Genomic DNA, 23,968 nt, shown 5'->3' on the forward strand with positions numbered 1-23,968 from the left:
AGGATGGCCCTGTTTCGTTCAGGCGAACCGGACTGCCGGCGCCGCATCAGGACTTGCGGAACACCAGCTGTCCGCCCTCGGCGGCCACGCCGACCGTATCGCCCGGCTGGAACTGCCCTTCCAGAATCTGCCTGGCCAGCGGATTCTCCAGTTGCTGCTGGATTGCCCGCTTCAGCGGCCGCGCACCGTAGACCGGATCGAAGCCCACGTTGCCGAGCAGCGCCAGCGCATCGTCCGCCACGTCGAGCTTCAGCTGACGCTCGGCCAGTCGCCGCTCCAGATACTGCAGCTGGATCTTCGCGATGGCGCGGATCTGCGCCTTGTCCAGCGGACGGAACACCACGATCTCGTCGAGCCGGTTGATGAACTCGGGACGGAAATGCGCCTGCACCACACCCATCACCGACGCCTTCATCTGGGTGTACTGCTCTTCAGCGTCGCCGCCGTTTTCCGAGGCGTCCTGGATCATCTGCGAACCCAGGTTCGAGGTCATCACGATGACCGTGTTGCGGAAGTCCACGGTGCGGCCCTGGCCGTCGGTGAGGCGGCCGTCGTCGAGCACCTGCAGCAGGATGTTGAACACGTCCGGGTGGGCCTTCTCCACCTCGTCCAGCAGGATCACGCTGTACGGCCGGCGGCGCACCGCCTCGGTGAGGTAGCCGCCTTCCTCGTAACCGACGTAGCCCGGAGGCGCACCGACCAGGCGCGAGACGGAGTGCTTCTCCATGAATTCGCTCATGTCGATGCGCACCATCGCATCGGTGGTGTCGAACATGAATTCGGCCAGCGCCTTGCACAGCTCGGTCTTGCCCACGCCGGTGGGGCCGAGGAACAGGAACGAACCGTTCGGGCGGTTCGGATCGGACAGGCCGGCACGGGAACGGCGGATCGCGTCGGACACGGCGTGCACCGCCTCGTCCTGGCCCACCACGCGCTGGTGCAGCTCGTCCTCCATCTTCAGCAGCTTGTCGCGCTCGCCTTCCAGCATCTTGCTGACCGGAATACCGGTCCAGCGCGCCACCACTTCGGCGATTTCCTCGGCGGTAACTTTCGTCTGCACCAGCTTGAAGTCCTGCGTCTCGGCGGCCTGCGCCGCGGCGAGCTGCTTCTCCAGTTCCGGCAGTTTGCCGTACTGGATTTCGCTCATCTTCGCGTAGTCCTGCCGCCGCTGGGCGGACTCCAGCTCCTGGTGTGCCTGCTCGATCTGCTCCTTGACCTTGGTCGTGCCCTGCAGCGACGCCTTTTCGGACTTCCAGATTTCGTTCAAGTCGGAGAACTCGCGTTCGAGTTTCTCGATGTCGGTTTCCAGATCGGCCAGGCGCTGCTTCGATTCGCTGTCCTTTTCCTTCTTCAGCATCTCGCGCTGGATCTTCAGCTGGATCAGCCGGCGTTCGAGCCGGTCCAGTTCCTCCGGTTTGGAGTCGATCTCCATGCGGATGCGCGAGGCGGCCTCGTCCATCAGGTCGATCGCCTTGTCCGGCAGCTGGCGATCGGCGATGTAGCGATGCGACAGCGTGGCCGCGGCGACGATCGCCGGGTCGGTGATCTCCACCCCGTGATGCACGGCGTAGCGCTCCTTCAGGCCGCGCAGGATCGCGATGGTGTCCTCGACCGACGGCTCGCCCACGAACACTTTCTGGAAGCGCCGCTCCAGCGCGGCGTCCTTCTCGATGTACTTGCGGTATTCGTCCAGCGTGGTGGCGCCGATGCAATGCAGTTCGCCACGGGCCAGTGCAGGCTTGAGCATGTTGCCCGCATCCATGGCGCCGTCGCCCTTGCCGGCGCCGACCATCGTGTGCAGCTCGTCGATGAACAGAATCACCCGGCCTTCCTGCTTGGAGAGATCGCTGAGCACGGCCTTGAGCCGCTCCTCGAATTCGCCACGGAATTTCGCGCCGGCGATCAGCGCGCCCATGTCCAGCGCCAGCACGCGGCGGTCACGCAGGCCCTCGGGCACTTCGCCCTTGATGATGCGTTGGGCCAGCCCCTCGACGATCGCGGTCTTGCCCACGCCGGGTTCGCCGATCAGCACCGGATTGTTCTTGGTGCGCCGCTGCAGCACCTGGATGGTGCGGCGGATTTCCTCGTCGCGGCCGATCACCGGGTCGAGCTTGTTGCGCTCGGCGCGTTCGGTCAGGTCGATGCAGTATTTCTCCAGCGCCTGGCGCTGCTCCTCGGCGTTCTCGCTCTGCACCTTCTCGCCGCCGCGCAGCTTGTCGATGGCCGCTTCCAGATTCGCCTTGTTCGCACCGGCCGCCTTCAGCGCCGCGCCCAGTTCGCCCTTGTCCTCCAGCGCCGCCAGCACGAACAGCTCGCTGGCGATGAACTGGTCGCCGCGCTGCTGGGCCAGCTTGTCGGTGAGGTTGAGCAGGCGGTTGAGGTCGTTGCCCAGGTTGATGTTGCCTTCCTGCCCGCTGACCCGAGGCAGGCGCTCGAGCATTTCGTTCACCCGCTGCGTGAGCATCGGCACGTTGACCTGGGCCTGGGTCAGCAGCGGCGCCGTGGAGCCGCCCTGCTGGCCCAGCAGCGCCGCCATCACGTGCACCGGTTCAAGCATGTTGTTGTCGCGGCCCACGGCCAGCGATTGCGCGTCGGCCAGCGCCTGCTGGAACCGCGAGGTGAGTTTGTCCATCCGCATGTCGAAGATCCCCGAAGCTGGTTTGGCGGTGCATCCGCCACTGACGCAAAAATGCGGACGGCGAAGCACGATTCAAGCTGGCCCGTCCACGGCGACGGCGTGAGCGGCATGTCCGGCCTTTCACATTCGGCTTGTTACGGTGGATGCGATGTCAACTCCACGCCCCTCCACCGCATCGCCACGCCCCGGCCTGCCGGCTCCCCCGCTGCCCGCTGCCGACGCCCGCTGGGCGCTGCTGTTCGACGTCGACGGCACCTTGCTCGACTTTGCCGACGATCCGCGTTCGGTGCGCGTCAGCTCCGCCTTGCTGGCCCTGCTGCACGAGCTGCATGCGGCAACCGACGGCGCGCTGGCGCTGGTCAGCGGACGCGAACTGGATGATCTCGACCGGCTCTTCGAGCGCCCGCGCTGGGCAGCGATCGGCCTGCACGGGCTGGAGCTGCGCCAGGCCAGCGGCAGCTTCCGCCGCCTCAGCGTGCCGCAGGCCAGCCAGGATCGCATGCACCGCGAGGCACGGGCGCTGGCCGCGCGGTTCGACGGCGTGCAGGTAGAGGACAAGCAGCTGGCGATCGCGCTGCACTGTCGCCGCGCGCCGGCGCAACTGGCCCGCCTGCACGGCGCCGCCGCCGAACTGATCGCGCGGCTGCCCGGCTACGAGTTGCAGCCCGGCCACCAGGTGCTGGAGTTCAAGCCGGCGGGCATGGACAAGGGCCGCGCCGTGCTGGAGCTGCTGCAGCGCGCGCCGTTTGCCGGCCGCAGCCCGGTCTACCTCGGCGACGACCTCACCGACGAGCACGCCTTCGACGCGGTCAATCGTCGACACGGCATCAGCATCCGCATCGGCGAGCGCGACCCCAGCGCCGCCCACTTCACCCTGCCCGGCCCGGCTGCCACCGAAGCCTGGCTGACCCGCGTCCTGCACGCACTGACGCACGGAGTCCCTACCCATGCCCGAGTTCCCCACGGAGGCCCAGCACGCCAGCCTTGAGCTTGGCGTGATCGGCAACGGCAGCGTTGCCGCGCTGATCGACCCGCATGCGCGCATCGTGTGGTGCTGCCTGCCGCGCTTCGATGCCGACGCCAGTTTCTGCAGCCTGCTTTCGCCCACCAGCGGGGGCGGCGACTGGGCGATCGAACTGGAGGACTTCGATCACGTCGAGCAGTTCTACCTGGCCAACACCGCGGTGCTGGTGACGCGCCTGTTCGACCGTCACGGCGGCGCCATCGAGATCACCGACTTCGCGCCGCGGCATCGCCTGAACGGCCGCTTCTATCACCCGGAGATGCTGGTGCGCCGGGTCGCGCCCATCGCGGGTTCGCCGCGCATCCGCGTGCGCATGCGCCCGCTGTGCGAGTACGGCGCACGCGCGCCAGCCACTACCGCCGGCAGCAATCACATCCGCTACCTGCTCAGCGACGTGGTGCAGCGCCTCACCATCGACATCGCGCCGCCGCTGGTCGAACGCCAGCTCCCGTTCGGACTCGACCGGCCGGCCCACTTCGTGTTCGGCCCCGACGAGACCGTCGACACGAACGTGGCCGACTTCGTCCATCTGGCGCTGGAACGGACGCTGGACTACTGGCGCGAATGGGCCCGCTACCTGTCGATTCCCTACGAATGGCAGGAGGCGGTGATCCGCGCCGCGATCACCCTGAAACTCTGCCAGTACGAAGCGACCGGCGCGATCGTGGCGGCGCTGACCACGTCCATTCCCGAATCGGCCGGCAGCGCGCGCAACTGGGACTATCGCTATTGCTGGCTGCGCGACGCCGCCTTCACCGTGCGCGCGCTGAATCGCCTCGGCGCGACCCGCACGATGGAGGAATACATCCGCTACACCTTCAACCTGGTCGCCCAGCTCGCTGAGGGCGAGCTCGGCCCGGTATTCGGCATCACCTTCGAGAGCGAACTGCCCGAGCGCCAGGTGGAGACGCTCTCCGGCTATCGCGGCATGGGTCCGGTAAGGGTGGGCAACGACGCGTGGCGTCAGCGCCAGAACGATGTCTACGGCTCGGTGGTGCTCGCCTCGACTCAGCTGTTCTTCGACCGCCGGCTGGAACATCGCGGCGACGAAGTGACCTTTCGCCGGCTCGAGCGCATGGGCGAGATGGCGCTGCGCGTGGCCGAACAACCCGATGCCGGACTGTGGGAATACCGCGGGCGCGTTGCCGTCCATACTTACTCGGCAGCGATGTGCTGGGCCGCCTGCGACCGGCTGGCGCACATCGCCACCGAGCTGGGCCTGGACGAGCGAGCGCGCTACTGGCACGAGGAGGCGGTGCAACTGCATGGACGCATCGAGGCCCGTGCCTGGAACGGGAAACTCGGCCACTTCGTCGACGCCTACGACGGCGAGCACCTGGACGCCAGCCTGCTGCTGCTGGCCGACATCGGTTTTCTCGAAGCCACCGACCCGCGCTTCGTGGCCACGGTCGACGCGATCGGCGTGGCGCTGGGTCGCGGCGACTACCTGTTCCGCTACATCGCCCCGGACGATTTCGGCGCGCCGGAAACCAGCTTCAACATCTGCACGTTCTGGTACATCGAGGCGCTGGCCGCCACCGGACGCAGGGAACGGGCGCGGGCGCTGTTCGAGCACATGCTGAAACAGCGGAACGCGCTGGGCCTGCTGTCGGAGGACCTCGCCCCGGCCACCGGCGAACACTGGGGCAACTACCCGCAGACCTATTCCCTGGTCGGCCTGATCCAGGCGGCGATGCGCCTGTCGCGGCGCTGGGAGGAGGCCCTGTGATGACGGCGCGCAAAGCCGGCGGCCGGCTGGTGGTGGTTTCCAATCGCGTCGCGCTGCCCCGCCAGGGCGCGCCCGGCGGGCTGGCGTCGGCGTTGCTGGCCGCGCTCGACGAACACGGCGGCCTGTGGTTCGGCTGGAGCGGCAAGGTGGCCGGCGAGACGGCCGCGGAACTGCATCAGCAGCAGGAGGGAAAGATCGACTACGCCACCATCGATCTTTCCCGCACCGACCACGACGACTTCTACACCGGCTTCGCCAACGGCGCGCTGTGGCCGCTGCTGCACTACCGGCCCGACGTGGTCGATTACCGGCGCAGCCACCTGGCCGGCTACCTGCGCGTCAACGAGGTGTTCGCGGAAAAACTGCAGCAGCTGATCAAGCCGGACGACGTCATCTGGGTGCACGACTACCACCTGATCCCGCTCGCCTCGATGCTGCGGCGCCGGGGCGTGCACAACCGCATCGGATTCTTCCTGCACACGCCGCTGCCCGCCGCCGGCCTGCTGATCGCCCTGCCGAATCACCGTGAACTGCTGGAAACCCTGGCCAGCTACGATCTGGTCGGCGTGCACACCCGTCGCGACCTGCGCGCGCTGGAAGACTATTTCCTGCACGAGGCCGGCGCGGTGATGCGCCTGGCCGGGCGCATGCGCATGCCGAACGGTCGCCAGTTCCGCGCCGGCGCGTTCCCGATCAGCATCGACACCCAGGGCATCGCCGAGGTGGCGGCCAGGGCGGCCTCGATCCGCGAAATCACCCAACTGAAACACAGCCTCGAAGGGCGCGCGCTGATCATCGGCGTGGATCGGCTGGATTACTCCAAGGGCCTGCCGCAACGATTCGAGGGTTATGCGCGGCTGTTGGAGCGCCACCCCGAACTGCACCAGCAGGTGACCTTCCTGCAGATTGCGCCACCCTCGCGCGGCGCCGTGCTGGAGTATCGCGCGATCCGCCACGAACTCGAGCGCAGCGCCGGCCACATCAACGGGAAGTACGCCACGCCCGACTGGGCGCCGATCCGCTACATCAACAAGTCGTTCCCGCACCGATTGCTGGCCGGCTATTACCGCAGCGCCCGGGTCGGCCTGGTGACGCCGCTGCGCGACGGCATGAACCTGGTGGCCAAGGAATACGTGGCCTGCCAGGACCCGGCCGACCCCGGCGTGCTGGTGCTGTCCCGCTTCGCCGGCGCCGCGCTGGAACTGGAAGACGCCCTGCTGGTGAATCCCGCCGACACCGAGGAAGTCGCCGACGCGCTGGCACTCGCCCTGAAGATGCCGCTGGCCGAGCGTCGCCGCCGCTGGGAGGCGATGATGGACGTGCTGCGCACCAACGACATCACGCTGTGGCGCAGGAATTTTCTGGGCACGCTGCGCGCCTAGCGATCAGCCGCGGTCGAGCCAGACCAGGCTGGCGAAGCGCCCGCTGCGGGCGCCATCGCGACGGTACGAGTAGAACCGCGCATCGGCGAAGGTGTCGAACCCGCCGCCGTGGATGCGTGCCACGCCGGCCGCGGCCAGCCGCTGCCGGGCCAGGCCGGCCAAGTCGCACAGCCAGTGGCCGGGCCGCGTCGCCACGAAGCATCCGGCCGCGGCCGCATCGTGCGCCACAAAGGCGGCGCGCACCTCGGCTCCCACCTCGTACGAGGCGGCGCCGATGCACGGCCCCAGCCACGCCAGCAGTCGCGACGACGGCGTGATCATCTGGCCCAGCGTGGCCTCCAGCACGCCGCCGGCCAGGCCACGCCAGCCCGCGTGGGCGGCACCGATCTCGCCGCCGTCATCGGCACAGAACAGCACCGGCAGACAGTCGGCGGTGAGGATCGAAAGCACGGTGCCGGGGATGTGCGAAACCGCCGCGTCCGCCTGGGGTTCGGCCTTGCCGGGCAGTGGCCCCAGCTCGGCCACCTCGCAGCCGTGCACCTGCTGCAACCAGCGCGGCTCGGCCGGCAGGCGCAGCGACTGCAGCAAGGCGCTGCGATTGGCGGTCACCGCGTCGGCGGCGTCACCGCTGCGCAAGCCCAGATTGAATCGATCGAACGGCGGCGCCGAGACGCCGGGGCCAAGCCGGGTGGTGATCGCGGCCCGCACCTGGGGTGGCGCGGGCCAATCAGGGAAGATCCAGCTTTCAGTCATCAGGCCGGGTATCGGGAAACGGGGAGCCACGAAGCATCGCACACTCGTCGCCCGCGTTCCCGCGGCCGGTCAATAGTGCTCCGAACCGTGCTCGGCCAGATCCTCCCGCAAGGCCTCGATCAGCAGACGCTGGTCTGCGGGACGTTCGGCGCTGAAGGACATCTCCTCGCCCGTGGCCGGGTGGATGAAGGACAGCTTCTCGGCGTGCAGTGCCTGCCGCCGAAAGCCGCGCAAGGTGCCGATCAGTTCCGCGCTGGCTCCCCTGGGCAGCTTCAGCCCGCCGCCGTAAAGCGGATCGCCGATCAGCGGATGGCCGATGTGCGCCATGTGCACCCGGATCTGGTGGGTGCGACCGGTCTCCAGCTGGCATTGCAGCAGGCTGTGGGCGCGGAAGCGTTCGCGCAGCCGGTAATGGGTGATTGCCCGCTTGCCGTCTTCCTCGTCGCGCACCGCCTGGCGCAGCCGGTCACCCATGCTGCGGCCGATCGGTTCATCCACCGTGCCGCCGGCCACCATCGTGCCCAGCACCACCGCCTCGTACTGACGTTCCACCTCGTGCCGCGACAACAGGTCGACCAGCGCGGTGTACGTGGGCAGGGTCCTGGCCACCACCATCAGGCCGGAAGTGTCCTTGTCCAGCCGATGCACGATGCCCGCACGGGGCAGCTCGGCCAGCTTCGGATCGTGGTGCAGCAGGCCGTTGAGCAAGGTCCCCACCGGGTTGCCCGCGCCCGGATGGACGACCAGCCCGGCCGGCTTGTCCAGCACCAGCAGGTGTTCGTCCTCGTGCACGATCGCCAGCGCCATCGCCTCGGGGGCGCTCGACACCTCGTTCTCCAGCTCTACCTCCAGCCGCACCAGCTCGCCGCCGCGCAGCAGCTGCCGCGCGGCCACCTGCGCCCCGTCGAGGCTTACCGCGCCGGACTTGATCCAGCCGCTGAGCCGCGAGCGCGAATAATCGGGGAACATCTCGGCCAAAGCCTGGTCGAACCTGCGTCCCGCCGCGGTCAGCGGGACCTGTGCCTCGTGCCGGATCGTGGTCATGCGGGCATCCGCGGGGGACGGCCGGTTTCGGCTATCATGCCTGTTCGCTCAAACATCTGAATTCCTTCCTTATGCGCCCAACAATCGACTCGCCGAAGCTGCCGATGTCCAAAATGACTGTGATGAAATTGCTCGTGCTGCTGGTGGCCGCGATGTCGATGAGCGCGTGTTCGATGTTCAAATCGAAGCAGAACATCGACACGATGCCGCTGGAGGCGCTGTACGACAACGCGCACAACTCGCTGGAAAACGCAGATTACGCCGCAGCCACCAAGGCCTACCAACGCCTGATCGCCCGCTTCCCGTCCGGCGAGTACAACGAACAGGCCCAGCTGGACCTGGCCTATTCGCAGTACAAGGACAACCAGCCCGATGATGCCCTGTCGACGGTGAACCGCTTCATCAAGACCTATCCGGCCAACAAACACGTCGATTATGCCTATTACCTGCGCGGTCTGATCAATTTCGATCGCACCGGCACCGTGCTGGAGCGCTGGTTCCCCCGCTCGGACAAGGATTCGCGCCGCGACCAGGGCTACAACCTGCAGTCGTTCGACGACTTCTCCGAGCTGTCGCGGCGTTTCCCGGACAGCGCCTATACCGCCGACGCGCGCCAGCGGATGATCTACCTGCGCAACATCCTGGCCCAGTACGAGATCAACGTGGCCGAGTTCTATTTGCGCAACAAGGCGTATGTCGCCTCCGCCGACCGGGCCCAGTACGTGGTCGAGCATTACCAGCAGTCACCACAGACCGGCGATGCGCTGGCCATCCTCACCCGCAGCTACCTGGCGCTGGACCAGAAGGCGCTGGCCGAGCAGAGCCGCCAGGTGCTGGCCATGAACTACCCGAACCACCCCTACCTCACCGACGCCAAGTGGCCGCATCCGCCGTCCACGCTGCGCAAGATGGTGCCGTTCTCGGGCCATCACTGAGTCGATCGGTGAATGCAGTCAGAAAGCCGGCGAGCGATCGCCGGCTTTTTTTGTGCCCGCTCAATGCCAGCCGGAAGTGATCGGATAACGCCGCTCGCGACCAAACGCGCGGGTGGTCACGCGCGGTCCCGGCGCGGACTGGCGGCGCTTGAACTCGTTCAGCAGCACCAGCCGCACCACCCGGCGCACCGTCTCGGCCGCAAAGCCCTGCGCCACGATCTCCGCCTGCGACTGTTCGCGTTCGATGAAGCGCTCGAGGATCGCGTCCAGTTCGTCGTAGGCCGGCAGCGAATCCTGATCGGTCTGGTTGTCGCGCAACTCGGCAGAGGGCGGGCGTTCGATGACTGCAGACGGAATCATGTCGCCACGATCCGCGGCGTCCGCCTGCGCATTGCGCCAGCGCGAGAGGCGATACACCACGGTCTTGTAGACATCCTTCAGCGGCGCATAGGCACCGCACATGTCGCCGTACAAGGTCGCGTAGCCGACCGCCATCTCGCTCTTGTTGCCGGTGGCCAGCAGCAGCCGGCCGTGCTTGTTGCTCAGCGCCATCAGCATCACGCCACGGGTGCGCGACTGCAGGTTTTCCTCGGTGGTGTCCGCGGGTTTGCCGGCGAACACGGGAGTCAACGCGTCGACGAACGAGCGGTAGGTCGGTTCGATGTCGATCACGTGGTAGTCGACGCCGAGTTTCTCCGCCTGGGCGCGCGCACCGTCCAGCGACAATTGCGAGGTGTAGCGCGTGGGCATCATCACCGCGGTGACGCGCTCGGCGCCCAGCGCGTCCACCGCCAGCGCCAGGGTCAGCGCCGAGTCGATGCCGCCGGACAACCCCAGCAGCACGCCGGCAAAGCGGTTCTTGTCGATGTAGTCGCGGGTGCCGCGCACGAGGGCGGCGTACAGCGTGGCCTCCGGTAATTCGTCGACCGCGACCGGCCAGTCCTGCGCCGCGAGCGTGCGCGTGGCCGGATCGAATTCGGCCCACAGCAGCGCATCGACGAAGGCCGGCGCGCGCGCGGCAATCGAACCGTCGCCGTTGACCAGCATCGAACTGCCGTCGTAGACCACCTCGTCCTGGCCGCCCACCAGGTTCAGGTAGACGATCGCGCAGCCGGTTTCCCGCGCCCGTGCCTGCAGCACCGCCTCGCGCTCGACCTGTTTGCGTGCATCCCACGGCGAGGCGTTGATCACCACGATCAGCTCGGCACCCGCGGCGGCGGCCTGCGCGACCGGCTCGGCTTGCCACACGTCCTCGCAGATCAGCAGGCCGATGCGAATGCCGTCGATCACCGTGGTGAGCGAGGCATGACCCGGGCGGAAGTAACGCTTGTCGTCGAACACGCCGTAATTCGGCAACGCCTGCTTGTGCGCGGTGCACTCGACCCGGCCGTCACGCAACACGCTGGCCGCGTTGAACACCTCGCCCTCGCTGTGCGGATGGCCGACCAGGGCCGCGATGCCATGGGTGGCTGCAGCCAGCGCCGCCAGCTCGCTGTCGCAAGCGGCGAGGAAGCTCGGCCGCAGCAACAGATCCTCGGGCGGATAGCCGCTCAGGGTCAGCTCGGGAAACGCCACCAGCGCGGCGCCGCCAGCGCGTGCACTGGCGATGAGCTCGCCGACCTTGGCGGCATTCGCCGCCACCGCACCGACCGAAAAATCGTGTTGAGCCAGTGCCAGACGCAACTTTGCCATGACGGCGTGCATTCCTTGGGAGTTATCCGGGCAATGGTAATTCAAGAAGTGGAGCGTGCCCCCATCCGCCCTGTCGGGCACCTTCCCCCGCGTTGCGGGGGAAGGAAGCACGCGGCCATTTCCTTCCTCCGCTTGCGGGGGAAGGTGCCCGACAGGGCGGATGGGGGAAGCGCCCTACCCCAACGCCCCCAGAATCACCTCCAGCACCAGCTCCGTGCGATCAAGCACGTCATGATTCCAGCAGCGCACCACCGTGAATCCGTGCTGCCGCAACCAGTCATCACGCCCGACGTCGGCCACCGAATCCAGGTGCCCGGAGCCATCGACCTCGACCACCAGGTGTTTTTCCAGGCAAGCGAAATCGACGATATATGGACCGAGCGGGTGCTGGCGGCGGAACCGGCAGCCGCCCAGCTGTCGTTGCCGCAGCCGAGCCCAGAGATGGTGTTCGGCCGGTGTCATGGCGCGGCGCAGCTGGCGCGCAAAGGTGGTCTTGGCATGGTCGCGCATGCAGGCTCTCGTTCGGCGGTGTTCGAGGGCCCCCAGCTTGGCGAGTACGGTCGGGTTCGGGCAGAGGAGTCTTCCACGGGGAGTGTGGGGTTGTATCGGGAGCTTGTGAGAGCGCCCCCCATCCGCCCTGTCGGGCACCTTCCCCCGCTAGCGGAGGAAGGAAACAACAGCAGCGTCACGATCTCCCTTCCCTCGCTCGCGGGGGAAGGAAACAACAGCAGCACCACGATCTCCCTTCCCCCGCCAGCGGGGGAAGGTGCCCGAAGGGCGGATGGGGGCACGCACCAAAACAAAAGGCCGCGCAATGCGCGGCCTTTCATCAACATCACGCCACCAGGCTTACTTCATCAGCTTCGCGAGCGTCTTGCCCAGGTCGGCCGGTGACTTCACCGTGGTGACGCCGGCCTTCTCCAGCGCGGCGAACTTCGCCGCGGCGGTGCCCTTGCCGCCGGAGATGATCGCGCCGGCATGCCCCATGCGCTTGCCGGCCGGGGCCGAGGCGCCGGCGATGAACGAGACCACCGGCTTCTTCACGTACTCGCCGATGAACTCGGCGGCGTCTTCCTCGGCGCTGCCGCCGATCTCGCCGACCATGATGATGCCTTCGGTCTGCGGGTCGTCCTGGAACAGCTTCAGGCAGTCGATGAAGTTGAGGCCGTTGATCGGGTCGCCGCCGATGCCGATCACCGTGCTCTGGCCGAGGCCTTCGTTGGTGGTCTGGAACACCGCTTCATAGGTCAGCGTGCCGGAGCGCGAGACCACGCCGACCCTGCCCTTGCTGTGGATGTGGCCGGGCATGATGCCGATCTTGCACTCGCCGGGGGTGATGATGCCGGGGCAGTTCGGCCCGATCAGCACGATCTCCGGATGCTGCTGCAGCACGTTCTTGACGCGCAACATGTCCAGTACCGGGATGCCTTCGGTGATTGCCACGATGGTCTTGATGCCCGCGTCGATCGCTTCGAGGATCGAGTCGGCCGCGAACGGCGGCGGCACGAAGATCACCGACGCATCGGCGCCGGTTTCGAGCACGGCTTCATCGACCGAGTTGAAGACCGGCAGGCCGATGTGCTCGGAGCCGCCCTTGCCCGGGGTCACGCCGCCGACGACCTGGGTGCCGTAGTCGAGGCACTGCTGCGCGTGGAAGGTGCCCTGCTGGCCGGTGAAACCCTGCACCAGCACCTTGGTGTTCTTGTTGACGAGTACGCTCATGTTTCGATTGCTCCTCAGGCCTTGGCCGCAGCCACGGCTTTTTGCGCCGCGTCGTTGAGATCATCCGCCGGCGTGATCGCCAGGCCGGAGTTGGCCAGCAGTTCGCGACCCTGATCGACATTGGTGCCCTGCAGGCGCACCACCACGGGAATCTTCAGGCCCACTTCCTTGACCGCGGCGATGATGCCCTCGGCGATCATGTCGCAGCGGACGATGCCGCCGAAGATGTTGACCAGGATGCAGTTGACCTTGTCCGAGGAGGTGATCAGCTTGAACGCCTCGGTCACGCGTTCCTTGGTGGCGCCGCCGCCCACGTCGAGGAAGTTGGCCGGCTCGCCGCCCGCCAGCTTGATCACGTCCATGGTGGCCATCGCCAGGCCGGCGCCGTTGACCATGCAGCCGATGTTGCCGTCCATCGTCACGTAGTTGAGGTTGCTCTGCTGCGCGGCAGCTTCGGCGGCGTCTTCCTGGGTCAGGTCGCGCATCGCGGCCAGGTTCGGGTGACGGTATTCGGCGTTGTCGTCGGAGTTGACCTTGCCGTCCAGCGCGGCGAGGTTGCCGTCTTCCAGCACGGCCAGCGGGTTCAGCTCGACCAGGGCCAGGTCCTGCTCGTTGAACAGCTTGTACAGGCCCAGCATGATCTTGGTCAGCTGGTTGACCTGCTTCGCGGTGAGGTCCATCGCGAAGCCGAGCTGGCGGCACTGGTACGGCTGCAGGCCTTCGACGAAGTCGACCACGATGGTGTGGATGTCTTCGGGGGTCTCTTTCGCCACCTGCTCGATGTCCACGCCGCCGTGCTTGGAGGCGATGAACGAGACGGCCTTGGAATCACGATCGACCAGGATCGACAGGTACAGCTCGCGGGCGATGTCGGTGGCGTCGGTGACCAGCACCAGGTTCACCGGCAGCGCGCGGCCGGCCGACTGGTAGGTTTCCATGTTGGTGCCGAGCATGCCCTTGGCGGCGGCACGCACGTCGTCGAAGCTGCGGCAGAACTTGACGCCGCCGGACTTGCCGCGGCCGCCGGCGTGGATCTGCGCCTTGACCATCCACTGGGAACCGCCGAGCGCCTTGGCGGCATCGACGGCGGCGTCGGGGGAGTTGGCGACCTTGCCCGGCGGAACGGCGATGCCGTACTGCGCGAACAGTTCTTTGGCCTGGTATTCGTGGAAATTCATTCGATACCTCGAGCGAACGGAAAAACGATGGCGGCCGCACGCGTGTCGCGATGCGTGGGTCAGGAAGGTCGGACGGCGGAGGAGCGCGCTGCCGAAGGCAGTGCGCCTGCCGGATGGAACCGGGCATACCGCGCCATGCGGCCGCCCATTTTCGCGGAAGCCGGCCCCGATGGAAAGGGCCGCCTGCCCGAAACGGCCGCGCGGCGCTCTCCCATGCGCTTTCGCGGTGGCTCACAGCGCCGATCAGCCCGTCTATACTCGCCCGGAATCGCCAGGGAATAGCCCAAGTGCCCAACAGCGCCCCGTTCGTCGCCACCCCTGCCGCCACTGCGACGATTCGCCACGAGCTGTCGTTCCTCAACGCGTTCCGGGTGGTGCAGGCGCTGGTCTACGCGGGCCTGGCCTTCAGCCCGCCCGGGCTGGGCTGGCCGCAGCTGAACGCCCCCGACCTCGCCCATGGCATGGTCACGCTGTATCTGGTGTTCGCCCTGGTCATGCTGCTGTTGAACCGGCGCAGCATGCCCCACGCGCTGGTCGTGGTGGGTGCGACGCTGGTGGTGGACATCGCCGTGGCGGTGATGGCGATCGCCGCCATGCACGATGCCCGCATCGGCATCGCGATGATGCTGGCGGTGAACCTCAGTGCCGGCGCCCTGATCCTGCCGCTGCGGCTGTCCAGCTTCTTCGCCGCGCTGGCTACGCTGGGCATTCTGGGTCACACCCTTTTCGGCGATTCGGCGAACAATCCCGGCGACCGGGACCTGCTGGAGGCAGGACTGTTCGGCCTGGCCTATTTCGCCACCACCAGCCTGTGCAACGTGCTGGGCCGCCAGCTGCGCGCCACCGAGGCGCTGGCCGAGCAGCGCAGCACCGACCTGGCCAACCTGGCCCAGGTCAACGAGCTGATCATTCGCCGCATGAAGACCGGCGTGCTGCTGGTCGACGATGCCAACCGCATCCACCAGATCAACGAGTCCGCCTGGATGCTGATGGGCAACCCCGGTGCCGACCAGCGCGACCTGGGCCAGCTGGCACCGGAGCTGTCACGCCGCCTGTATCACTGGATGACCTCGGGCAAGCTGGACGAAACCGCCACCCAGCTCGCCGACGGCGTGCCCGAGGTGGTGCCGCGCTTCACCAGGCTGGCGCCGAACGACGACTCGCACGTGCTGATCTTCCTCGACGACACCTCGCTGCTGTCGCGCCGCGCCGAGGAGCTCACGCTGACTTCGCTGGGCCGGCTGTCCGCCTCGATCGCGCACGAGATCCGCAACCCGCTGGCGGCGATCCGCTACTCGGCGCAGCTGCTGGCCGAATCGGACAGCATGGACGCCACCGACCAGCGCATGGTCGAGATCATCAACAATCACTGCATCCGGCTCAACGAGATCATCGAGAACATCCTGCAGCTGTCGCGCCGCGAACGCTCGCGGCCGGAAACGCTGGACCTGGGCCACTGGGCCCAGGCCTTCGTCGAGGAGTACGTGCAGGGCAACGACCTGGGCGCCGATTCGCTGCGTGCGATCGCCAGCAGCGGCACGCCGGTGGCCGCGGTGGCCGACCCGCAGCAGTTGCAGCAGGTGGTGTGGAACCTGGTGCAGAACGCGCTGCGCTACGGCCGCCTGCCCGGCGAGCCGGCGCGGGTGATGGTGGTGACCCGCCAGGGCGAACACGGCGTGCCGATCCTGGAAGTGATCGACCGCGGCCCCGGCATCGCGCCCAAGGTGGCCGCGCAGATCTTCGAGCCGTTCTACACCACCCACGAATACGGCACCGGGCTGGGCCTGTATCTCGCGCGACAGATGAGTGATGCGAACCAGGCTGCACTGGAGTACGTGCGGGTGGCCGGCGGCGGCAGCTGTTTCCGGCTGGTGCTGACGCCGCCGGCACGCAGTCCGGCGGAAACCAGCGAGGCGGCGCAGACCGCCACGCGTTGACCTTTTGGCCCGCCCTAGTACCCTTCAACAGCCTGCTTCGGGAAACATGGACCTCCTATGACCGCACAGACCGTACTGGTCATCGACGATGAACGCGACATTCGCGAGCTGCTGACGATCACGCTGGGCCGCATGGACCTGCAGGTCGATGCAGTGGGTACGGTCGGTGATGCACGCCGCGCCCTGGCCGAGCGCACGTACGATCTCTGCTTCACCGACATGCGCCTGCCCGACGGCAACGGACAGGAAGTGATCGAGCTGATCGCCAGCGAACATCCGGACATGCCGGTGGCGATGATCACCGCCTACGGCAACGTCGACGCCGCGGTCAACGCACTGAAGGCTGGCGCCTTCGACTTCGTCTCCAAGCCGGTCGACATCCAGATGCTGCGCGGACTGGTCCGCACCGCCCTGCGCCTGGCCGAGGAAAAACGCAACGGCGGCGCGACTGCCACTCCCGGCGATGGCGGCAACCGGCTGATCGGCGATTCGGCGGCGATGCAGCAGGTGCGCGCCACCATCGGCAAGCTGGCACGCAACCAGGCGCCGGTGTACATCGCCGGCGAATCCGGCGTGGGCAAGGAACTGGTCGCCCGGCTGATCCACGAGCAGGGTCCCCGCGCCAGTGGACCGTTCGTGCCGGTCAACTGCGGCGCGATTCCGTCCGAGCTGATGGAAAGCGAATTCTTCGGCCATCGCAAGGGCAGCTTCACCGGCGCCGGTGCCGACAAGGAAGGCCTGTTCCAGGCCGCCCAGGGCGGCACGCTGTTCCTCGACGAAGTGGCCGAGCTGCCGCTGCACATGCAGGTGAAACTGCTGCGCGCGATCCAGGAAAAGGCGGTGCGCCCGATCGGCGGCCGCGACGAGATTCCGGTCGACGTGCGCATCCTCTCGGCCACCCACAAGAACCTGGGCCAGCTGGTCGAGCAGGGCCAGTTCCGCCAGGACCTGTTCTACCGCATCAACGTGATCGAACTGCGCGTGCCGCCGCTGCGCGAGCGCCGTGGCGACGTGCCGCAACTGTCGGCCTTCATTCTCAAGGCGCTGGCCGGCAAGAGCGGCGAACCGGTGGGCCAGCTCGCGCCGGCCGCACGCGATGCACTGGCGGCCTATGACTTCCCCGGCAACGTGCGCGAGCTGGAGAACGTGCTCGAACGCGCGATGGCGATGTGCGACGGCAACACCATCGAGGCGGTCGACCTGATGCTGCCCCAGCGCAGCGCCCGCGTCGGCACCGAGCAACTGGCCGGCGCCACGGCGACGGTGCCCGCCCCGGCTGCTGCCGCCGCGGGTGCGGACGGCGGCCTGGACGACTACATCAGCAATCTCGAGCGCACCGCGATCGTCAAGGCGCTGGAAGAATCCCGTTACAACAAGACCGCGGCCGCCCGCAAACTCGGCATCACCTTCCGCGCCCTGCGCTACAAGCTGAAGAAGCTGGGCATCGACTGAAGGCTTGAGCCCGCGCGAGGGCTCGCGCGCTGCGTGACGCGCTGGTTCACTCCGCAAACGCTTCCGCAACCGTCGCTCGCGGGCACGGAAAGCGCGATCGGCCGCGCGTTCAACCGTTGCCGGAAAACACCGCATTCAGCGCCTTGCGCAAGCTGCGCAACAATACCTGGGTGGTCACCGGTTTCTCGACCATGTGCAGGTGTTGCAGCGGCGGCAATTCCTGCAGGTCCGGCACCGCGCCCGGACGGGTCAGCAGGATCACCGCGCCGGCATAGCCCTGCTCGATCAGCGCCGACAGCGTGCGCACGCCGGTGAACAGGTTCATGTCCGCGTCCAGCACCACCAGGTCGGGCAGGCCGCCGGCCTCGATCCACTGCAGTGCCGCCGTACCGCTCTGGCTGGCGTGCGCCTGGTAGCCATAGGCGTCCAGCGTGTCGGCCAGCAGGGACAACTGACCGGCCTCCTCCACCACCACCAGCACCCGCTCGGCCGCACCTTCCAGATCGTCGTCGCCGTCAGCCCCGAGCGCGTCGGAGCCCATTTCCTCCAGCGGGATGTACAGGTCGAAGCGGGTGCCGCGACCCGGCTCGCTCTCCACCCGCATCACGCCGCCGTGGCTGCCCACGATGCGCTTGCATGACAGCAGCCCCAGGCCGGTGCCGGTTTCCTTGGTGGTGAAGAACGGCTCGAACATGTGTTCCAGCACCGCCGGCTCCATGCCGGGGCCGTCGTCCTTCACGCTGATGCACAGGTAGCGTCCATTGCGCGGCTGCTCCTCCGGCAGGAAGAAGTCATCGTCCAGCGTGGTCTGCGACGTCTCGATGTGCAGCTTGCCGCCATCGGGCATCGCCTGGATCGCATTCAGGCAAAGGTTGAGCAGGCATTGCTGCAGCTCGGTGTGATTACCCTCGAACGACAGTTCCGGGTCGTCGATGACCAGCTCCATCGCCACGCTGCGTGGCACGCTGCCCTGCATCAGCAGGTCGAACGCGCTGAACAGGGGGCCAAGTTTCACCTGCTCCGCGCGACGGGCGCCGCGGGCGAACGACAGCATCGAGTGCACCATGTCCAGCCCGCGCCGCCCGCAATCGCGCACCAGCTTGCCCAGTCGTGCCAGGCGCGGGTCGTCCTGGTAGTCCTGCAGGCTGTCGCCGGCCAGCAGCAAGGGTTGCAACAGGTTGCGCAGGTCGTGGCTGAGGCCGCCGGCGAGCATCGCCAGGCTCTCGAAGCGCTGCGCCCGGATCAGCTCCGACTCGGCGCGGCGATTGGCCCGGTGCGCCTCGGCCTCGTCCAGCGCCCGCCGCACCGCACTCGCCAGTCGCGCCGGATTCTGCTTCAGGATGTAATCCGTCGCGCCGTTGCGCAAAGCGCCGATCGCCGCTTCCTCACCCAGCGTGGCCGAGACGAAGATGAAGGGAATGTGCTCGTCGCGTCCCCGCAACAGCTCCAGCGCACGCATGCCGGAAAACCCGGGCATGCTCAGATCGGACAGCACGATGTCCGGGTGGAATTCTTCCAGCGCCGCAAGATAGCGCTTCTCGTCGTCGACCAGGCGCACCTCGTAGGCGATCGCGTCCGCATCAAGCTCGGCCAGCACCAGCTCGGCATCGAGTTCGCTGTCCTCGACCTGCAGGATGCGCACGGTCGGCATGTTTCGCAGCTGCCGGTTTGGCATGGTGTTCCTCGTTCCTTGTCCTTGGTGCTGTCCGTTCAGTCGTTTTCCGGCGCCTGGTTGAGCAAGGCCCAGAACTGGCCAAGCGTGCGCACCGCATCGAAAAACTGGTCGACGTCGACCGGCTTGATCACGTAGGCGTTCGCGCCGAGGTCCCAGCTGCGGGCCAGGTCGCTTTCCTCGCGCGACGAGGACAGGATCACCACGGGGATGCGCCGCATCCGCTCATCGGCGCGCATCGCGGTCAGCACGTCCAGTCCGTTCATCCGGGGCATCTTGATGTCCAGCAGCACCACCGCCGGGTTGCCGGGTTCACGCCCGGCCCACGCGCCCCGCTGGAACAGGTAGTCCATGCATTCGACGCCGTCCTCGACGTGCACCACCGGGTTGGCCAGGTGCGCCTCGCCCAGCGCATCCATCGCCATCTCGGCGTCCGCCATGCTGTCTTCGACCAGAAGAATGGTACGCAGGTCTTTCTTGTTCATGCTTCGCTCTCGATGCTTGCGCCAGCCGCGTCGGTGGCCGGCAGGGAAAAATGAAAATGGGCGCCCTGGCCCGGTTCGGCCTCGGCCCAGACCCGGCCACCGTGACGGGCCACGATGCGCCGCACGTTGGCCAGCCCGATGCCGTTGCCGGGAAACTCCGAGGCGCGATGCAGGCGCTGGAACACGCCAAACAGCTTGTCCGCGTATTGCATGTCGAAGCCTGCGCCGTTGTCGCTCACGGTAAATTCGTAATTGCCGTGGCGCCCCTGCCGCACGCTCACCTCGATCTTCGCCAGCTCGCATTGTCCGGTGTATTTCACCGCGTTGCCGAGCAGGTTCTGCCATACGGTGCGCAACATGTTCTCGTCGCCGATCACCATCGGCAGCGGCGCGATCGTCCACGCGATGCGGCGCCCCTCGGCGCCCGTCTCGGCCAGCGCGCGGGCCTCGTCGACCAGAGACTGCATGTCCACTCCCTGCAGCCGCAAGGCGCCCCGGCCGAGTCGCGAGAACACCAGCAGGTCGTCGATCAGCAGCGCCATGCGCTGCGCCGAGTCGCCGATGACGGCCAGATAATGCGCCGACTTGTCGTCGATGCGTTCGCCCAGTTGCTGCTCCAGCTTGCGCGCAAAGCCGGCGATATGACGCAGCGGCGCGCGCAGGTCGTGGGAAACCGAATAGCTGAACGCCTCCAGCTCGCGGTTGACGTCGGAAATCTGGCTCACCTTGCCCTCGAGCTGGCGGTTGAGCTCGTTCACCTGGTGTTCGGCCAGCGCACGAGTGGTGACATCGCTGACCGTCAGCAGCAGCGCCGGCACGTCGCTGTCCTGCTGCTGCAGGCGCCGCGCGTTGATCACCACGTTCCGCTCCATGCCGCCGGCGGTGCGTTGGACCATGTCGTAGTCCCACAGTTCGCGGTCACGCAACAGCACGTCGTTCAGGCGCTGCAGCAGCACGCCGTCGTTCCATGCACCGTCGCCGATCTCGGCCAGCGGCACGGCTCTTCCTGCCGGGTCCATTCCATACAGCTCGCCGAACGCATTGTTGACCAGCAGCGACTTGAGGTTGTCGTCGAACAGCGCGATCGGTTCGCGCACGGCCTGGAAGATCATCCGCGAGCGTTGCACGGCGCGCCCTTCGCGACTCTCCGCCAGCCGGCGCTGGCCGATCTGCCGCTCCGACATCATCACGATCACGGCGAGCAGAAACAGCTGCGCCAGCGCGGTCAACGCAAGCACCACGCCACCGTCCGTGGCCTTCTCCCGCGCGGCGGCCTCGCGGCTGGCAAGCAGGCCGTCTTCCGTATGCACGATTTCGTCGATTTCCGCGCTGATGCCGAACAGATCGCCCGCATTGCGCAACGACTGTCGCGCGCCGTCGGTATCGCCGCGGGCAATTCTCGTCCGGGCCTCCTTCATCAGGACGATGCGACCGGTCAATGCATTGTCCAGCGCGCCGATGCGGGTCTGTTGATCCGGGTTGTCCCGGGTCAGCGCCCGCAACTGGCGGATCAACGCGGGAATCTGCTGATCAGCGGCCAGCGCACGCTGTTGCGTCTGCTGGTCGGCATCACCGGCCAGCAGGCGGTAGCTGGCGCTCTCGCCATCGCGTGCCAGATAGGCCAGCTGATAGGTCACCGCCTTGATCTCGCTGGAATGGGCGACCCATGCAGCCGCCCGCTGCGTCTCCTGGATGCTGGTCCGGGTCACCACATAGGGCAGTGCCACGATGACCATCACGGCCAACAGCAGGCCGGCCGTGCGCCAGCGCGGAAGTACATTTTTTTTCATCCGGCCAGCCACCTCGATCGAGCCACCACCGCTGGGCATTCTGGCCATTCTTGCATGTTTGCACGCTGACCAGAGCACCGTCGCGGCGCCCTGACGTGCTTCACATTGTCACGACAATCAGTGTGTTGCCGACCACGACGAGGCGGGCTGCGCCTGCATGGTGAAGTGCAATTCGCCACCGGCCACGATCTGGACGTGACGCAACATCGGCCGATCCAGCGGCTTGCCGTTCAGCGTCACCGAGCCCACGTACGGATGCGCGTCATCCAGCGGCGCGGCGGTGATCGTGAACGTGCGGCCGCCGTCCAGGTGAATCGCCGCGCGCGCCACGAACGGCCGGCCGAGCGCGTACTCGTCGCTGCCCGGCGCCACCGGATAGAAGCCCAGCGCGGTGAACACGTACCAGGCCGACATCTGGCCCAGGTCATCGTTGCCGGAGAGTCCGTCCGGCCGTGCCGCGTACTGGCTGTCCATGATCTGCTTCAGCCGCTGCTGGGTTTTCCAGGGCGCGCCGGCATAGTCGTACAGATAGGCGATGTGATGGCTGGGTTCGTTGCCGTGGGCATACCAGCCGATCAGGCCGGTGATGTCCTCGACGTGCTTGAAGTGGGCCGGGTCGACCTTCGCGTCGAACAGCGCATCGAGCTTGTCCACGAACTTCGCCTCGCCGCCCATCGCGGCGACCAGGCCCGGCACGTCCTGTGGCACGTACCACGAATACTGCCAGGCATTGCCTTCGGTGAAGTCGCTGCCATAGCCCGCCGCCGTGGGATCGAACGGCTCGCGGAACGTGCCGTCGGCGAGCCGGGCACGCATGAAGCCGGTCTTCGGGTCCCACGCGTTCTTCCAGTTGCCGGCGCGCTTCGCGAAGGTGGCCGCGATATCGGTCTTGCCCATCGCCTTCGCCATCTGCGCCAGCGACCAGTCGTCGTAGGCGTATTCCAGGGTCTTCGAGGCGCCTTCGGGTTCCTTGTCGATCGGCACGTAGCCGAGCTTCATGTAGTCGGCGAGATCCCCGTACGGCGCGTAGGTGGCGCTGGCCACCATCGCCTGCAGCGCCTTGTCCGCGTCGAAGCCCCGCACGCCCTTGATGTACGCGTCGGCGATCACCGGCACCGCGTGGTAGCCGATCATGCACCAGGTCTCCAGGCCCTGGTACGCCCACACCGGCAGGATGCCGAACGGGCTGGCCTCGCGCGCGGCGATCAGCGAGCGGATGAAGTCGGTGCTGCGCTGGGGATTGAGCAGGACCATCAGCGGCTGCTGCGCCCGATAGACATCCCACAGCGACCAGGTCGAGTAGAACTCGTAGCCGTCCGCCTTGTGCACGGCGTGGTCGGGGCCGCGATAGTCGCCGTTGACGTCCATGCTCAACGTGGGCGACAGCATCGCGTGATACAGCGCGGTGTAGAACTGCGTGCGGGCGGTCTTCGGCGCGTCGATGTCGACCACTGCCAGTGCCTTGTTCCACGCGGCCGTGGCCTCGGCGCGGCGGGCGTCGAAGTCCCAGCCCGCGCCATCGTGGTCGAGGTTGCCGATCGCGTTCGCCTCGCTCACCGTGGAGATCGCCACCTTCACTTCCAGCGGCTGCTTCAGCTTGCCGAAGTCGAACACGCCGACCAGGGCGCGGCCGTTCTGCGCGTCGTGATCCGCGGCGTGGTTGCCCGGACCGGCGAAGCCCTTGTAGGTCACGTCGGTCTCGCGGTTCAACAACTCGCGCGAGGTCATCGGCTGCGAGAAGCGCATGGCGAAACACAGCTCGCGTCCCGGCGCCCAGCCGCGGGTGGTGCGGCAGCCGGTGACGGTACCGTCGTCATGCACGCGCAGGCTGGACCACAGCACCTTGCCGGCGTAGTCGTAGATGCTCGGGCGCAGGTCCAGCAGCAGGTGCGCCGGCTTGCCGGTCGGGAAGGTGTAGCGATGCCAGCCGATCCGGCGCCCCGCGGTGAGTTCGGCGCGCACGCCGTAATCGCTCAGGGTCACCGCGTAGTAGCCGGCCTGCACCACTTCGCTGTCGTGCGAGAAGCGCGAGCGGTAGCCGCTGCCGGGTTTGGCCGGATCGCCCGGCTCCAGCCGCACCTCGCCGGCGATCGGCATCACCAGCACGTCGCCCAGGTCCGAATGGCCGGAACCGGAAAAGTGCGTGTGCGAAAAACCCATGATGCTGCTGTCGCCGTACTGGTAGCCGGCGGCCCATTTGTACGCATGCTTGAAATCCGGCATCGCGGTGTCCGGCGACAGCTGGATCATCCCGAACGGCACCGTGGCGCCGGGAAAAGTGTGGCCGTCGCCGCCCGTGCCGATGCGTGGATCGACCGCCGCCGCATGGCCTTGCACGGCATGCGCGCTGGCGGGTGCGAGGGCGGCGATGCCGAACGCGGCACCGAGCAGAGAGGGAAGCACAGCGCGCAAGCGGACGGTCATCTGATCTACCTTTGGAACGATTCAAGTCCGCACGCTATCATCCGGCAAGGGACATGGCATGCTGCGCTGCGACGTGCCGAACTGCTGCGATAAGCTAAATTTGGATCGTTC

General features: G+C 67.2%; 17 protein-coding genes. 6 read left to right on the forward strand and 11 right to left on the reverse strand.

What is annotated here, in order from left to right; all coding sequences use genetic code 11:
• Positions 1–46 precede the first annotated feature (46 nt).
• Positions 47–2,638, reverse strand: coding sequence for an ATP-dependent chaperone ClpB (gene clpB, locus ASD82_RS07825; RefSeq protein WP_056717272.1), 2,592 nt, complete (start codon positions 2,636–2,638; stop codon positions 47–49).
• A 148-nt stretch (positions 2,639–2,786) separates the two neighbouring features.
• Here clpB and otsB point away from each other — a divergent pair, with 148 nt between their 5' ends.
• From otsB to otsA, 3 genes are read left to right on the forward strand one after another with little or no spacing between them, the layout of a single operon-like run.
• Positions 2,787–3,626 carry a trehalose-phosphatase gene (gene otsB / locus ASD82_RS07830; protein WP_056717273.1) on the forward strand — a complete coding sequence of 280 codons (840 nt, stop codon included), beginning with the start codon at positions 2,787–2,789 and terminating at the stop codon, positions 3,624–3,626.
• The gene (locus tag ASD82_RS07835) at positions 3,586–5,391 is read left to right on the forward strand and encodes a glycoside hydrolase family 15 protein (protein WP_056717274.1); all 1,806 of its coding nucleotides are present in this window, start codon (positions 3,586–3,588) and stop codon (positions 5,389–5,391) included. Before otsB ends, ASD82_RS07835 begins: the two co-directional genes overlap by 41 nt.
• Positions 5,391–6,773, forward strand: coding sequence for an alpha,alpha-trehalose-phosphate synthase (UDP-forming) (gene otsA / locus ASD82_RS07840; protein WP_056717275.1), 1,383 nt, complete (start codon positions 5,391–5,393; stop codon positions 6,771–6,773). The genes ASD82_RS07835 and otsA overlap by 1 nt, the downstream gene beginning before the upstream one ends.
• Positions 6,774–6,776: 3 nt before the next feature.
• Here otsA and pgeF read toward each other — a convergent pair whose 3' ends face one another.
• Together pgeF and rluD are read right to left on the reverse strand one after the other, a co-directional pair.
• Positions 6,777–7,526: a peptidoglycan editing factor PgeF gene (gene pgeF, locus ASD82_RS07845; RefSeq protein ID WP_056717276.1), complete on the reverse strand. Its 750-nt coding sequence runs from the start codon at positions 7,524–7,526 to the stop codon at positions 6,777–6,779.
• Between the two features lie 69 nt (positions 7,527–7,595).
• The gene (gene rluD, locus ASD82_RS07850) at positions 7,596–8,570 is read right to left on the reverse strand and encodes a 23S rRNA pseudouridine(1911/1915/1917) synthase RluD (protein WP_056717277.1); all 975 of its coding nucleotides are present in this window, start codon (positions 8,568–8,570) and stop codon (positions 7,596–7,598) included.
• Between the two features lie 104 nt (positions 8,571–8,674).
• Here rluD and ASD82_RS07855 point away from each other — a divergent pair, with 104 nt between their 5' ends.
• Positions 8,675–9,505, forward strand: a complete 831-nt coding sequence (locus tag ASD82_RS07855; RefSeq protein ID WP_235580665.1) for an outer membrane protein assembly factor BamD — start codon at positions 8,675–8,677, stop codon at positions 9,503–9,505.
• A 60-nt stretch (positions 9,506–9,565) separates the two neighbouring features.
• On the opposite strand, the gene ASD82_RS07860 is transcribed toward ASD82_RS07855, so the two are convergent.
• From ASD82_RS07860 to sucC, 4 genes are all read right to left on the reverse strand, one after another.
• On the reverse strand, positions 9,566–11,197 hold the full coding sequence (locus ASD82_RS07860) for an NAD+ synthase (protein WP_056717297.1): 1,632 nt from the start codon (positions 11,195–11,197) through the stop codon (positions 9,566–9,568).
• Positions 11,198–11,371: 174 nt separating this feature from the next.
• A complete protein-coding gene (locus tag ASD82_RS07865; protein WP_056717279.1) occupies positions 11,372–11,707 on the reverse strand; it encodes an endonuclease domain-containing protein in 336 nt (111 codons plus the stop codon).
• A gap of 339 nt (positions 11,708–12,046) precedes the next feature.
• On the reverse strand, positions 12,047–12,919 hold the full coding sequence (gene sucD, locus ASD82_RS07870) for a succinate--CoA ligase subunit alpha (RefSeq protein WP_056717280.1): 873 nt from the start codon (positions 12,917–12,919) through the stop codon (positions 12,047–12,049).
• A gap of 14 nt (positions 12,920–12,933) precedes the next feature.
• Entirely contained in the window at positions 12,934–14,268 is a 1,335-nt protein-coding gene (gene sucC, locus ASD82_RS07875; RefSeq protein ID WP_343123467.1) for an ADP-forming succinate--CoA ligase subunit beta, read from the reverse strand.
• A gap of 116 nt (positions 14,269–14,384) precedes the next feature.
• Here sucC and ASD82_RS07880 point away from each other — a divergent pair, with 116 nt between their 5' ends.
• Together ASD82_RS07880 and ASD82_RS07885 are read left to right on the forward strand one after the other, a co-directional pair.
• Positions 14,385–16,034, forward strand: coding sequence for an ATP-binding protein (locus ASD82_RS07880; RefSeq protein WP_056717282.1), 1,650 nt, complete (start codon positions 14,385–14,387; stop codon positions 16,032–16,034).
• 57 nt (positions 16,035–16,091) lie between these two features.
• Positions 16,092–17,486: a sigma-54 dependent transcriptional regulator gene (locus tag ASD82_RS07885; protein WP_056717283.1), complete on the forward strand. Its 1,395-nt coding sequence runs from the start codon at positions 16,092–16,094 to the stop codon at positions 17,484–17,486.
• 109 nt (positions 17,487–17,595) lie between these two features.
• Here ASD82_RS07885 and ASD82_RS07890 read toward each other — a convergent pair whose 3' ends face one another.
• From ASD82_RS07890 to ASD82_RS07905, 4 genes are all read right to left on the reverse strand, one after another.
• Positions 17,596–19,161, reverse strand: coding sequence for a response regulator (locus ASD82_RS07890; RefSeq protein WP_235580666.1), 1,566 nt, complete (start codon positions 19,159–19,161; stop codon positions 17,596–17,598).
• Between the two features lie 35 nt (positions 19,162–19,196).
• Positions 19,197–19,643 carry a response regulator gene (locus ASD82_RS07895; protein ID WP_056717285.1) on the reverse strand — a complete coding sequence of 149 codons (447 nt, stop codon included), beginning with the start codon at positions 19,641–19,643 and terminating at the stop codon, positions 19,197–19,199.
• Complete coding sequence (locus ASD82_RS07900) at positions 19,640–21,433, reverse strand: ATP-binding protein (protein WP_056717298.1); 1,794 nt, start codon at positions 21,431–21,433, stop codon at positions 19,640–19,642. The genes ASD82_RS07895 and ASD82_RS07900 overlap by 4 nt, the downstream gene beginning before the upstream one ends.
• Before the next feature lie 117 nt (positions 21,434–21,550).
• Positions 21,551–23,857, reverse strand: coding sequence for a GH92 family glycosyl hydrolase (locus ASD82_RS07905; protein ID WP_056717286.1), 2,307 nt, complete (start codon positions 23,855–23,857; stop codon positions 21,551–21,553).
• Between the last annotated feature and the right edge of the window lie 111 nt (positions 23,858–23,968).

The sequence above is a fragment of the Rhodanobacter sp. Root179 genome (genome assembly GCF_001428465.1).
In the GTDB taxonomy this organism is placed as follows: Bacteria; Pseudomonadota; Gammaproteobacteria; order Xanthomonadales; family Rhodanobacteraceae; genus Rhodanobacter.